At 58.8% G+C, this 12,459-nt stretch carries 11 protein-coding genes; 3 read left to right on the top strand and 8 right to left on the bottom strand.

Translation table 11 applies throughout. The features are described 5' to 3' along the window. Window positions 1-8: 8 nt before the first annotated feature. The 3 genes from PPTH39_RS14010 to PPTH39_RS14000 all read right to left on the bottom strand — a co-directional run bounded on the left by PPTH39_RS14010 (window position 9) and on the right by PPTH39_RS14000 (window position 2,824). Window positions 9-1,484: an efflux transporter outer membrane subunit gene (locus PPTH39_RS14010; RefSeq protein ID WP_095001716.1), complete on the bottom strand. Its 1,476-nt coding sequence runs from the start codon at window positions 1,482-1,484 to the stop codon at window positions 9-11. Next, window positions 1,481-1,954, bottom strand: coding sequence for a MarR family winged helix-turn-helix transcriptional regulator (locus PPTH39_RS14005; protein ID WP_095020911.1), 474 nt, complete (start codon window positions 1,952-1,954; stop codon window positions 1,481-1,483). The genes PPTH39_RS14010 and PPTH39_RS14005 overlap by 4 nt, the downstream gene beginning before the upstream one ends. Before the next feature lie 261 nt (window positions 1,955-2,215). Then, window positions 2,216-2,824 carry a MiaE family protein gene (locus PPTH39_RS14000; protein ID WP_095001718.1) on the bottom strand — a complete coding sequence of 203 codons (609 nt, stop codon included), beginning with the start codon at window positions 2,822-2,824 and terminating at the stop codon, window positions 2,216-2,218. Between the two features lie 220 nt (window positions 2,825-3,044). On the opposite strand from PPTH39_RS14000, the gene PPTH39_RS13995 reads away from it, so the two are divergent. Further along, window positions 3,045-3,908 carry a universal stress protein gene (locus PPTH39_RS13995; protein WP_130872103.1) on the top strand — a complete coding sequence of 288 codons (864 nt, stop codon included), beginning with the start codon at window positions 3,045-3,047 and terminating at the stop codon, window positions 3,906-3,908. Window positions 3,909-3,912: 4 nt separating this feature from the next. Here PPTH39_RS13995 and PPTH39_RS13990 read toward each other — a convergent pair whose 3' ends face one another. Beyond that, window positions 3,913-4,383, bottom strand: a complete 471-nt coding sequence (locus PPTH39_RS13990; RefSeq protein ID WP_095001720.1) for a DUF1289 domain-containing protein — start codon at window positions 4,381-4,383, stop codon at window positions 3,913-3,915. Between the two features lie 406 nt (window positions 4,384-4,789). Here PPTH39_RS13990 and acnB point away from each other — a divergent pair, with 406 nt between their 5' ends. Beyond that, window positions 4,790-7,390, top strand: a complete 2,601-nt coding sequence (gene acnB / locus PPTH39_RS13985; protein ID WP_095001721.1) for a bifunctional aconitate hydratase 2/2-methylisocitrate dehydratase — start codon at window positions 4,790-4,792, stop codon at window positions 7,388-7,390. Window positions 7,391-7,459: 69 nt separating this feature from the next. Here the strand turns inward: acnB and PPTH39_RS13980 are convergent, their stop codons facing one another. After that, window positions 7,460-8,530, bottom strand: coding sequence for an AI-2E family transporter (locus tag PPTH39_RS13980; protein ID WP_029611582.1), 1,071 nt, complete (start codon window positions 8,528-8,530; stop codon window positions 7,460-7,462). An 87-nt stretch (window positions 8,531-8,617) separates the two neighbouring features. Beyond that, a complete protein-coding gene (locus PPTH39_RS13975; RefSeq protein WP_095001723.1) occupies window positions 8,618-8,857 on the bottom strand; it encodes a sulfurtransferase TusA family protein in 240 nt (79 codons plus the stop codon). A 120-nt stretch (window positions 8,858-8,977) separates the two neighbouring features. Between PPTH39_RS13975 and PPTH39_RS13970 the strand changes: the two genes are divergently transcribed. Continuing rightward, complete coding sequence (locus PPTH39_RS13970) at window positions 8,978-10,408, top strand: M48 family metalloprotease (RefSeq protein ID WP_095001724.1); 1,431 nt, start codon at window positions 8,978-8,980, stop codon at window positions 10,406-10,408. A 39-nt stretch (window positions 10,409-10,447) separates the two neighbouring features. Here the strand turns inward: PPTH39_RS13970 and nadA are convergent, their stop codons facing one another. Together nadA and PPTH39_RS13960 are read right to left on the bottom strand one after the other, a co-directional pair. Continuing rightward, entirely contained in the window at window positions 10,448-11,506 is a 1,059-nt protein-coding gene (gene nadA / locus PPTH39_RS13965) for a quinolinate synthase NadA (protein ID WP_095001725.1), read from the bottom strand. 214 nt (window positions 11,507-11,720) lie between these two features. Beyond that, window positions 11,721-12,407 carry a type 1 glutamine amidotransferase domain-containing protein gene (locus tag PPTH39_RS13960; RefSeq protein WP_095019328.1) on the bottom strand — a complete coding sequence of 229 codons (687 nt, stop codon included), beginning with the start codon at window positions 12,405-12,407 and terminating at the stop codon, window positions 11,721-11,723. Window positions 12,408-12,459 lie beyond the last annotated feature (52 nt).

Here is a 12,459-nt window from a genome sequence, read left to right as displayed (position 1 = left end):
ACGGGTACCTAAATTATTCTGCCAGCGAGGGCTTCAGCGGGAGCGGCCGCAGCCGGATTGCCGGGCTCAAGTCCGCCGCCCAGGGCTTGCATCAGTTGAATCGAAAGGTCGATCTGCTCGGCATTCAGGCCCGCCAGCTGGCGCTGCGCCTGCAACAATTGCTGCTCGATGCTGAGCACGTCGAGGTAGTTGCCGACACCCGAGCCGTAGCGCTGCAAGACGGTATCGAACGACTCCTGAGCGATCTGGGTGGCCCGTTGCTGGGCGCTTATCTGCTGGCCCACGGCACTTAACTGCGCCAGGGTGTCACTGACATCGCCCAGGGCGCCGACCAGGATCTTGTTGTATTGCGCCACCGCCAGATCGTAATTGGCGTCCTCTGCATCCAGCCCGGCACGCAAACGCCCGCCATCAAAGATCGGCAGCGAAATCGCCGGGGCAATATTGAGGAAGCGACTGGCAGAACCGAACAGCGCATCACCCAGCAACGACTGGGTTCCCGCCGCTGCACTCAAATTGAGATTGGGATAAAAACGCGTCCGGGCGGCGGCAATATTCTTGCTCGCTGCCTCTACCCGCCAGCGCGCAGCCACCAGATCGGGGCGACGCCCCAGCAGTTCAGCTGGCAAGCTGCTCGGTAACGCCACGGCGCCCGGGGCGAGGGTTTTCGGGCGAGCGATATCCATCCCGCGGTCCGGCCCCTTGCCCAACAACACCGCCAGCGCGATGCGTGCACTTTTGAGTTGTTTTTCAGCATTGATCAACTGCTCCTGGGAGCTGGCCTCAAGGCTTTCGGTTTGCTGGTACTGGTAATGGCTGTCGATACCGGCTTGCAGGCGGCGCTTGCTCAGGTCCAGCATTTTACCGGTGCGTTCCAGGTCATCCCTGGCCAGGTCGCGCACGATAAAGGCATGTCCCAGGCTGCTATACCCCCGCGCTACATCGGCAGCCAGGGTCAGGCTCGCGGCCTGAGTGTCGACTTCGGCAGCGCGGGCCTGGCCCAACGCCGCTTCCCAGGCCGCACGCTGGCCGCCCCATAGGTCGAAGGTGTAATTAAATGTCAGGCTGGCGTTGCGTAGCGTGTCGTAACGGCCACCCTGGCCGGTCGGATCCTGGGAGCGCGACAGGCGCGAACGCGAAACATCGGCCTCGGCATCCAGGGTCGGCATGCGTGCGGCATCTGCAGCCCCGGCTGCAGCCGTTGCTTGATGGGCGCGGGCACTCGCTATTTGCATATCAGGGCTGTCGCGCAACGCTTGTTCGATCAAGCCATCCAGCTGAGTGTCGCCCAGGCGCTTCCACCAGTCCTTTTCAGGCCATGCCGCCGGGCTGACGGCAATGCCTGCAAGGGTCCTGGCCGCTTCCAGGTTTTTCCCGTCCTGGCTCACGCCCTCGGTGTTCAGCCCGCTGTAGCTGGCACAACCGGCCAGCAGCATCGACGTAAAAACCAGGCTCAGGCCTGTACGCAGTGTCTTGTGGCTCATTTTTCACCTAAACGCATGACAGTGATGGGATCACCCGCTGCCAACAGTATTTTCTTGAGGATCTGTTCCAGGCTTTGCAGTTCTTGCGGGCTGATGGCGCCGGCCAGCTGGTTCATCGCATCGGCACCGACCTTCGGCAGAAGGCCTGCCAGGGCCTTGCCGTCTTCGCTCAGTACCAGCCGCACCTGGCGACGGTCAGCCTCGGAACGCTGGCGCACCAGCAGGTTTTTCTGCTCAAGACGATCGAGCATGCGCGTCATCGAGCCGCTGTCCAGGCACAGATGGCGGCAAAGCTCAGCCGGAGTGTCGACGTCGAACTGGGCCATGATGATCAGCACCTTGAACTGCGCCGCGGTGATGCCGTAAGGCTCCATATGGCGGTCAATGATCTTGTCTTTGAGCATGGCCGTGCGCCCCAGGAGCAAACCCAGGGTGCAGTTTTGAAAGTTATCGGGGTGAAAATGCTTCATCAGGGCACCAGGAAGCTGCCTAGGCAGTAATGTTTCTAAATATTACTGTCTAGGCAGCTAATGTCAAGCCGATTATTAGGTGGCTATCTATCTGGTTTTTCAGCGGGCACGCAAACCGGTGCCTAAGAGAGCAACTATCTAGATGATGGCGGGATTGTTGTGGGAGCGGGCTTGCTCGCGAGGGCATCGCCCTGCCTGCATGACAGACCGCAGCGTCTGCATCGCGAGCAAGCCCGCTCCCACAGTAGATCTACAGAAGACTCAAGAAACTGCCGGCACACCACTATGAAAGCGGAATTCAACATCCGGCGACTCAATCAGCTCCTGCTCCGCCGCCCTCACCCGCTCGATCACCTGGGCGATATCCTTGGCGTCGCCATACTGGTAGGCCAGCTTCAGATAACCCTGGAAATGTCGGGCCTCGCTCTTGAGCAGACCGAAGTAGAACTTGCCGAGCTCTTCGTCCAGATGCGGCACCAGCGCCTCGAAACGCTCGCAGCTGCGGGCCTCGATAAACGCCCCCACCACCAGGGTATCCACCAGTTTGACCGGCTCATGGTTGCGCACCACCTTGCGCAGCGCCGAGGCATAGCGCCCGGCCGATAGCTGGCGCAGCTCGATCTTGCGCTTTTTCATCAGACGCATGACTTGCTCGTGGTGCACCAGCTCTTCACGAGCCAGACGCGACATCATATTGATCAGGTCAACATGGGAGTGATATTTGGCGATCAGGCTCAGCGCCGTGCTGGCGGCCTTGAACTCGCAGTTTTTGTGATCGATCAGCAGGGTTTCCTGATCAGCCAGTGCCGCTGCAATCCAGCCGTCAGGCGTTCGGCAACCCAGGAACTCATGAATTTCAGGAAGATTCACGCGCACACTCCCAGGCATTGGGAATTGCACGGCAGACCGGCAGTGATTTGAACAATTGCTGACATGGGACTCACAAAGACTGAATTGAGGCGAGCCGGTGATTATACGGCCCCCGGCGCGCAGCACCAACGACACAACTTGATATGCATCAACGCAGGTTCAACTGCCGACCAACTATAGTGAATGCACGCCGTTTCTATTACATGTGGAGTCACCGGTCATGCACAGCATTAACAGCCTGTTGGTCGTCATCGAGCCTCACCTGATGGAAAGCCTCGCACTCAAGCGGGCCAAGCACATTGCCAGTCACACCAAGGCGCATCTGCATCTATTGATCTGCGATAAAAAAAATGACCACTCAGCCCTGCTGAGCGTGCTTGAAAGCAGCCTCAAAAGCGAAGCCTACAGTGTGAGCAGCGAGCAGGCCTGGCACGAAAGCCAGCACGCCACCATTATCAAAGTGCAGCAGGCGCACAACTGCGGGCTGGTGATCAAACAGCATGTGCCCGACAACCCGCTAAAAAAAGTCCTGCTGACCCCTGAGGACTGGAAACTGCTGCGCTATTGCCCTAGCCCGGTGCTGCTGGCCAAAACAGCACAGAGTTGGGAGCACGGCGTGATACTGGCAGCCGTCGACGTGGGCAATAACGACCCGGAGCATATGGCCCTGCATACCAGCATTGTCGACCACGGCTTTCGCATCGCCAGCATGGCCCATGCCGAACTGCATGTGGTCAGCGCCCACCCGGCGCCAATGCTCGCAACAGTCGACGCGGTCTACCCGCTGGATACCGAGCTGGAACAGACCTACCGCACAGAATGTAAAGTCTTCCAGCAACAATGCGAAATTGACGACAGCCGCCTGCATATTGAAGAAGGCCCGGCGGACGTGATCATTCCGCGGGTAGCCAAAAACCTGGACGCCGTGGTCACTGTGATGGGCACCGTCGCCCGTACCGGCTTTTCCGGGGCCCTGATCGGCAATACCGCCGAAGTGGTGATCGACAAGCTGGAAAGCGACATTCTGGTGCTCAAGCCCGATGACATCGTCGAGCATCTGGAGCAACTGGCGAGCAAGCTCTGAGCGCTTACTCGCCAAACGCATCCTTCAGAAAGCCCGGGGCGATATAGCGCTGATAATGCGCTTCGGACAGGAGGAAAAATTCCCGATCAATGGCATCGCGCAGATCGGTCAGCGGCCAGCCGCGAAACTCCGGCAACAGCACCATGCCGTACAGCTCCAGCTGGTTGATCACCCGCGCCCCGCGGGCAATCAGCTGGTAGGCCCAGCAATACTCGGACTGGGCAGGCACAAAGCGGATTTTGCGCGCCACCAGCTGGTCACGCAGCGTGGCCCGGTCGAACACTTCGACCTTGCCGGCCATCACCTGCACCAACAACTGCTCGAGCCGACGCCACACGGCACGCTTTTCTTCCTCGTTGTAACCGTTCCAGTTGATCACTTCATGATGGAAACGCTTGCAACCACGGCACACAAGGTCGCCGTAAACCGTTGAGCAAAGGCCTATGCAGGGGGTCTTGATGGTTTGATTGGACATGGCGAAATAGAGCACTGCAGAACGAAACAGGTGGCCATGTTAGCCCTTTGTCTAACGCAGATCACCCCTCAACCTTCAGGGCCTAACTTACCTTTAACAAGTTTTTACCGTAGAATCGGCCTGCCTTTTAAGGCGCCAATGTCCGTTAGAAGCTGTTTTCAAAGCGTCACGAGCACAGTTGATCCCGAAGAACGGTGTTGGTGAAGGGTGTTTGCACTGCAGATACCCCCACCGACATTCATCATCTCCCCCGTTCGGAAGGCGTAAAACTTTGAAAACAGCTTCTGTTGGGAATCCTTGAAACTCTGGCCAAGCGGCTCATAAAGCCGCGCAGCGCATGAGTGCTCGGCATTCCTGGATGAGCGTCCCGGACACCCATTTGGGACCAATGATGAGGGTAATAACTGTGCTTGAAGCCTACCGCAAACATATCGAAGAGCGCGCAGCACTGGGTATCGTTCCCCAGCCGCTTAACGCCGAACAAACCGCAGGCCTGGTTGAGCTGCTGAAAAACCCGCCTGCCGGCGAAGAAGAATTCCTCGTTGACCTGATCACCAACCGCATTCCGCCGGGTGTTGACGAAGCTGCTTACGTAAAAGCCGGCTTCCTGGCCGCGATTGCCAAAGGCGAAGCGACCTCTCCGCTGATCAGCAAAAAACGCGCTGTTGAACTGCTTGGCACCATGCAGGGCGGCTACAACATCGTGACCCTGGTTGACCTGCTGGACGACGCGGAGCTGGCTCCAGTTGCCGCCGAGCAACTCAAGCACACCCTGCTGATGTTTGACGCCTTCCACGACGTTGCAGAAAAAGCCAAGAACGGCAATGCCCACGCCAAAGCCGTGGTGCAGTCCTGGGCTGACGGCGAGTGGTTCAAGAACCGCCCTACCCTGGCTGACAAAATCAGCCTGCGCGTGTTCAAGGTAACCGGCGAAACCAACACCGACGACCTGTCGCCGGCACCGGACGCCTGGTCGCGCCCTGACATCCCGCTGCACGCCCTGGCCATGCTGAAAATGGCCCGTGACGGTATCGTGCCGGACGTGCAAGGCTCCATCGGCCCGATGAAGCAAATCGAAGAAATGCGCGGCCAGGGCTTCCCTATCGCTTACGTCGGTGACGTAGTCGGTACCGGTTCGTCGCGCAAGTCGGCAACCAACTCCGTACTGTGGTTCTTCGGCGACGACGTTCCTTATGTACCGAACAAGCGTGCCGGCGGTTTCTGCTTCGGCAGCAAAATCGCTCCGATCTTCTACAACACCATGGAAGATGCTGGCGCACTGCCAATCGAATTTGATGTTTCCAACATCAACATGGGCGACGTGATCGACCTGTACCCGCACGCAGGCAAAGTCTGCAAGCACGGTACTGACGAAGTCATCACCACTTTCGAACTGAAAACCCCGGTTCTGTTGGACGAAGTACGCGCTGGCGGCCGTATTCCGCTGATCATCGGCCGCGGCCTCACCGAGAAGGCTCGCGCCGAGCTGGGTCTGGGCCCTACCGACCTGTTCAAGAAGCCTGAAGCACCGGTTGAAAGCACCAAGGGTTTCACCCTGGCGCAGAAAATGGTCGGCAAGGCTTGCGGCGTGACTGGCGTTCGTCCAGGCACTTACTGCGAACCGAAGATGACCACCGTAGGTTCTCAGGACACCACCGGTCCTATGACCCGTGACGAACTGAAGGACCTGGCGTGCCTGGGCTTCTCCGCTGATCTGGTGATGCAGTCGTTCTGCCACACCGCGGCTTATCCAAAGCCGATCGACGTGACCACCCACCACACCCTGCCTGACTTCATCATGACCCGCGGCGGTGTTTCCCTGCGTCCGGGCGACGGCATCATCCACAGCTGGCTGAACCGCATGCTGCTGCCGGATACCGTCGGTACCGGTGGTGACTCCCACACCCGTTTCCCGATGGGCATTTCGTTCCCGGCCGGTTCGGGTCTGGTGGCGTTCGCCGCAGCTACTGGCGTAATGCCATTGGATATGCCGGAATCGGTTCTGGTTCGCTTCAAGGGCGAAATGCAACCGGGCATCACCCTGCGTGACCTGGTTCACGCCATTCCTTACGTCGCTATCCAGAAAGGCCTGCTGACGGTAGAGAAGAAAGGCAAGATCAACGAATTCTCGGGTCGTATCCTGGAAATCGAAGGTCTGGACAACCTGAGCATCGAGCAAGCCTTCGAACTGTCCGACGCTTCGGCAGAACGTTCGGCCGCCGGTTGCACCATCAAGTTGTCCAAAGAGTCGATCACCGAATACCTGAATTCCAACATCACCCTGCTGCGCTGGATGATCGGTGAAGGTTACGGCGACGCACGTACCCTCGAGCGTCGTGCTCAAGCGATGGAAGCCTGGGTAGCCAACCCTGAGCTGATGGAAGCCGATGCTGACGCCGAATACGCGCACATTATCGAAATCGATCTGGCTGACATCAAAGAGCCTGTGCTCTGCGCGCCAAACGACCCGGATGACGCCCGTCTGCTGTCCAGCGTTGCTGGCGAGAAAATCGACGAAGTGTTTATCGGTTCGTGCATGACCAACATCGGCCACTTCCGCGCTGCGGGCAAGTTGCTGGACAAGGTCAAAGGCCAGCTGCCAACCCGTCTGTGGCTGTCGCCGCCGACCAAGATGGACGCTCACCAACTGACCGAAGAAGGCTACTACGGTATTTACGGCAAAGCTGGCGCGCGCATGGAAATGCCGGGCTGCTCGCTGTGCATGGGTAACCAGGCACGTGTAGAGCCGAACTCGACTGTTGTGTCGACTTCGACCCGTAACTTCCCGAACCGTCTGGGTGACGGCGCGAACGTTTACCTGGCTTCGGCCGAGTTGGCGTCGGTTGCCTCGATCCTGGGTCGCCTGCCTTCCGTTGAGGAATACATGGCCTACGCGGCAGAGATCAACACCATGGCTGCGGACGTGTACCGCTACCTGAGCTTTGATCAGATCGCCGAATTCCGTGAAGCGGCCGCCAATGCCAATATCCCGGTTATTCAAGCGTAAGCTGATGCAGTAACGAAAAAGCCCCGACTCTTACGAGCCGGGGCTTTTTCATCTCTGGCGTTCAGTGATTTACAACAGCGGTGATACGACTTGCTGCTCGCGCGGCCAGGCATCGAGCACGGCCTTGAACAAGGTCGCCAGCGGGATCGCAAAGAATATCCCCCAGAACCCCCATAAACCGCCAAACAACAGCACCGCACAAATGATCGCCACCGGGTGCAGGCTCACCGCCTCGGAGAACAGCAGCGGTACCAGCACATTGCCGTCCAGGGTCTGAATGATCCCGTAGACCGCCATCAGGTAGATAAACTGATCGCTCCAGCCCCACTGGAACAGCGCAATCAGCAGCACCGGCACCGTCACCACCACCGCCCCGACATAGGGCACCACTACCGAAACCCCCACTAGCAGCGCCAGCAAGGCCGCATAGTTGAGGCCCATGGTGACAAAGGCGATATAGGTCACGCCGCCACAAATGATGATCTCGATCACCTTGCCGCGAATGTAATTAGCAATCTGGCGGTTCATTTCTTCGGCCACGCGGGTAATCAATGCCCGTTCACGGGGCAAATAACCCCGCACCCAACGGCCAATCACCGCGCGGTCCTTGAGGAAGAAAAACACCAGGATCGGTACCAGCACCAGATAAATCATGATGTTGACCAGCAGCGGCAAACTGGACAGCGAAAAGGTCAGTGCCAGTTGCCCGAACTTGCCGATTTCACCCCGTGCAACTTCGATGGCCTGTAACACCTGCTCATCCGATACGAGGTGAGGGTAGCGCTCAGGCAGCAACAGCAACAACGATTGCCACTTGGCAAGCATGCCCGGCAGTTCGTTGAACAGGGTGATCAACTGATGCCAGAGCAAAGGCACTACCACCACCAGAAACACCAGCAACAGCCCCATAAACAGCGCAAACACCAGCCCGACTGCCGCCGCGGCCGGCACCCGCATGCGTTCCAGTGCAACCACCAGGCCCTGCATCAAATACGCCAGCACCATGCCCGCCAGCACCGGCGCCAGCATGCCGCCCAATGTCAGTACGGCGGTGAAAGCCAACACCAGCAACACCGCCAGCACCACCGCTTCTTCATCAGAGAAATAGCGCTGCACCCAACCACGTAAAACCTTGAACATCGATATTCCTTAAAAGAAAGTGCAGCGCTTCTGCGGGAGCGATTCATTCGCGAGCAGGCTCGCTCCCACAGCGAGGTCAAGCAAGGGTCAGGCCTTGCGTAACCAGTAGCGATAAGTGCCAGCATCTACTTCTTCACGCAGCAACTCATGGCCTGCCAGGCGCGCGAAGGTACGAATGTCCCGTTGTGAGCCGGCATCGGTGGCAATCACCTTGAGGGTCTGGCCACTGCCCATTTTGTTAAGCGCCATCTTGGCCTTGAGCAGTGGCAGCGGGCAATTGAGCCCGGCAGCATCCAGTTCGGCATCATGGGCCAGCACATCAGTCATTGCATACGTCTCCACAGAGGGCTTTTTTTATGCGGGCTAGAATACCCCAAGCAACCCCGCCACTGGTCGCCAGCCAAGTGTCCAGCTACAGTAAGCGCTTTACCGACCAGAGCCTTGTGCATGACTTTTCTGCGCCCTACCCTGTTGACGCTCGCTTGCCTGCTCGCATCACCGAGTTTCGCCGACGATTTACCGTCTCTGGGTGACGCCAGTTCGTCCATTGTCTCGCCACAGCAAGAGTACCAACTGGGCCGCGCCTGGCTGGGCATGTTGCGCGGCCAGGTGTCACAACTCAACGACCCGCAGCTCAAGGACTACGTCGAGACCAGTGTCTACAAACTGGTCGAAACCAGCCAGGTGCAGGACCGCCGCCTGGAATTCATCCTGATCAACAGCCCGCAACTCAACGCCTTCGCCGCACCCGGCGGCATCATCGGGGTTAACGGCGGCCTGTTCCTCAATGCCCAGACCGAAGGTGAATATGCCTCGGTAATGGCCCACGAACTGGCCCACTTGTCCCAACGCCACTTTGCCCGTGGCGTGGAAGCCCAGCAGCGCATGCAACTGCCGATGATGGCAGCGCTACTCGCCGGGATCATCGTTGCAGCCTCTGGCGCAGGAGATGCCGGCATCGCTGCGATTGCCGGCACCCAGGCTGCGGCCCTGCAAGAGCAGCGACGCTTCTCGCGTCAGAACGAGCAGGAAGCTGACCGCATCGGCATTCTTAACCTGGAGAAAGCCGGTTACGACCCGCGCTCCATGCCCACCATGTTTGAGCGCCTGATGCGCCAGTACCGTTTTGATGGCAGGCCGCCGGAATTTTTGCTGACTCACCCGGTCACCGAGTCGCGTATCGCCGATACCCGCAACCGCGCGGAACAGGCCCGGCCAGGCGGCACTGAAGACAGCCTGCGCTATCAGTTGATCCGCGCCCGGGTGCAACTCAATTACGAAGAAACCCCGGGGCTGGCCGCCAAACGCTTTCGCCAGCAACTGGATGAAAACCCGAAAAATAACGTAGCCCGTTATGGCCTGGCGATTGCCTATATAAAAGGCAGCCAGTTCAACGAAGCCCGCGAGACCCTCAAGCCACTGCTGGAAAAGGCGCCCAACGACATCACCTATAACCTGGCACAGATCGAGCTGGACATGGACAGCAACCGCCTGAGCGAAGCCCAGCAACGTATCGACCGGATGCGCACCCTGTACCCGGGCAATTACCCGCTCAATCAGGCCCGGGTTGATTTGCTGCTCAAGCAGAATAATCCCAAGGAAGCCGACAAGGCCCTTGAGGCGCTGCTCAAGAGCCGCCCCGACGACCCGGATGTCTGGTATTCGGTTGCCGAGACCCGAGGTTTGTCAGGCAATATCATCGGCCTGCACCAGGCCCGTGCGGAGTACTTCGCATTGGTGGGGGATTACCGCCAGGCCATCCAGCAGCTGGATTTCGCCCAGAAGCTGACCAACAACTTTCAGCTGTCGGCACGCCTGGATGCGCGCAAGCGGGAATTGATGGATCAGGAACGGGCGCTCAAGGAAATGATGAACTGAGCCTGACTGGCTCAGTTCCTGTGGGAGCGGGTTTGCTAATCAGGCATTCCCCGCCAGCTTCAACCGCGCCGCCTGGGTGAAATCCAGCATGCGCTTGAGCGGGCGAATGGCATGGGGCACCAGTGCCGGGTCGACAAAGATTTCGTTGCTGCCCTGCTGCAAGCATTCCAGCGTGCGCTCCAGGGTATTCATCGCCATCCACGGACAGTGTGCGCAACTGCGGCACGCCGCACCGTTACCCGCGGTCGGGGCTTCGATAAACACCTTGTCCGGGCACAACTGCTGCATCTTGTAGAAAATGCCGCGATCGGTGGCCACGATAAAGGTCTTGTTGGGCAGGTTCTGCGCCGCAGCAATCAACTGACTGGTAGAGCCCACGGCATCGGCCAGATCGATCACCGACTCTGGCGACTCCGGGTGCACCAGAATCGCTGCATCCGGGTACAGCGCCTTCATGTCTTCCAGCTGCTTGGACTTGAACTCTTCGTGAACGATGCAGGCACCGTCCCACAGCAGCATGTCGGCACCGGTCTGGCGCTGGATATAACGGCCCAGATGCTTGTCCGGCCCCCAGATAATGGTTTCGCCGTTATCCATCAGGCTTTCGACGATTTCCAGCGCGCAGCTTGAGGTCACCACCCAGTCCGCCCGGGCCTTGACCGCCGCCGACGTGTTGGCATACACCACCACCGTGCGCTCGGGGTGCTTGTCGCAAAACGCGGAGAACTCTTCCACCGGGCAGCCCAGGTCCAGCGAGCAGGTGGCCTCCAGCGTCGGCATCAGCACGCGTTTTTCAGGGGTGAGGATTTTTGCGGTTTCGCCCATAAAGCGCACACCGGCCACCAGAATGGTCTTGGCCGGGTGAGCCGCACCAAAGCGGGCCATCTCCAGGGAGTCAGAGACACAGCCGCCAGTTTCTTCGGCCAGGGCCTGAATCACCGGATCACAATAAAAGTGCGCCACCAGCACCGCGTCGCGGGCTTTAAGTTCAGCCGCGATTTGCGCCCGCAGGCTGAGGGCTTGAGCCTCAGTCAACGGCTTGGGCTGCTTGGCATCAAGGTGGGCTTGAACCAGAAGTCGTTCAGAAATTTGCGTCATGTTCGCAAGACCTGCAAGCGCTGTTGCGCGAAAGTCGAGTGTACCACCAGCTCCGGGCCGGCAAGCCCCGCTGGGAGAATGTATGTATCAGGCACGGACAAGCACTGAAGCGCGACAAGGCTACAGAATATCCTTGGGATTCAAAAGTTTAATGTGGGTATCAGGCAGGTAGATGCAGGCTGAGGGGCCTGCATCGGCTTTAGAACGGGGGATTTTACTGAATCGCCGCCAGTACCAGCTCGGCCACCGGCCCGCCCGATGCCGGGTTTTGCCCGGTAATCAGCCGTCCGTCTGCGATGGCAAACGGTGCCCATGGGGTGCCGGCCTTTTGATACAAGGCACCGCGCTTCACCAGCTCGGTTTCGGTCAGGTACGGCACATGCTGGCTTAATCCGGCCAGGTCTTCCTCTTCATTGGAAAAACCAGTGACTTTCTTGCCCTTGACCAGCAGTTCACCATTACTCAGCTTGATATTCAGTAAACCCACAGCGCCATGACACACCGACGAAACCACCCCGCCGTGCTCATAGATATGACGGCTGAGCGCTTGCAGTTTCTCGTTGTCAGGAAAATCCCAGATCACACCATGGCCGCCCGCGTAATAAATGGCGATATAGTCATCCGGGTTGACCTGATCCGGCGTCAGCGTCGCCCCAAGCCGGTTCATAAACGCCTTGTTGTGGTACCACTGCCAGTCAATCGGCGACGCCATGTCGGCGGCAAGGCTGTGGGGGTCGATCGGCGTGTACCCACCTTGCGGGCTGACGTAGTCGACGGCATAGCCTGCGGCCTCGACCTTGTGCACAAAATGCACGGCTTCGCCCAGCCATAAGCCTGTGGCGCGATCAAGGTTCGGGTATTTCTCGACGCTGGTCAGTACCACCAAAATCTTCTTGCTCATGGTCAACCTCCTGTTTGTGCGAACACCGGCAAACCGGTGGGAACAAGAGCAT

It is taken from the genome of Pseudomonas bubulae (genome assembly GCF_900618535.1).
Taxonomy (GTDB): Bacteria; Pseudomonadota; Gammaproteobacteria; order Pseudomonadales; family Pseudomonadaceae; genus Aquipseudomonas; species Aquipseudomonas bubulae.
This window is presented reverse-complemented; position numbering and strand designations above follow the sequence as displayed.

What these genes read in the sequence shown, in the direction of transcription:
- PPTH39_RS13990 (WP_095001720.1), bottom strand. Translation starts at nt 4,383, where the DNA reads ATGTCCAATCAAACCATCAAGACCCCCTGCATAGGCCTTTGCTCAACG.
- PPTH39_RS13970 (WP_095001724.1), top strand. Translation starts at nt 8,978, where the DNA reads ATGACTTTTCTGCGCCCTACCCTGTTGACGCTCGCTTGCCTGCTCGCA.
- nadA (WP_095001725.1), bottom strand. Translation starts at nt 11,506, where the DNA reads ATGACGCAAATTTCTGAACGACTTCTGGTTCAAGCCCACCTTGATGCC.
- PPTH39_RS13975 (WP_095001723.1), bottom strand. Translation starts at nt 8,857, where the DNA reads ATGACTGATGTGCTGGCCCATGATGCCGAACTGGATGCTGCCGGGCTC.
- PPTH39_RS14010 (WP_095001716.1), bottom strand. Translation starts at nt 1,484, where the DNA reads ATGAGCCACAAGACACTGCGTACAGGCCTGAGCCTGGTTTTTACGTCG.
- PPTH39_RS14005 (WP_095020911.1), bottom strand. Translation starts at nt 1,954, where the DNA reads ATGAAGCATTTTCACCCCGATAACTTTCAAAACTGCACCCTGGGTTTG.
- PPTH39_RS13960 (WP_095019328.1), bottom strand. Translation starts at nt 12,407, where the DNA reads ATGAGCAAGAAGATTTTGGTGGTACTGACCAGCGTCGAGAAATACCCG.
- PPTH39_RS13995 (WP_130872103.1), top strand. Translation starts at nt 3,045, where the DNA reads ATGCACAGCATTAACAGCCTGTTGGTCGTCATCGAGCCTCACCTGATG.
- PPTH39_RS13980 (WP_029611582.1), bottom strand. Translation starts at nt 8,530, where the DNA reads ATGTTCAAGGTTTTACGTGGTTGGGTGCAGCGCTATTTCTCTGATGAA.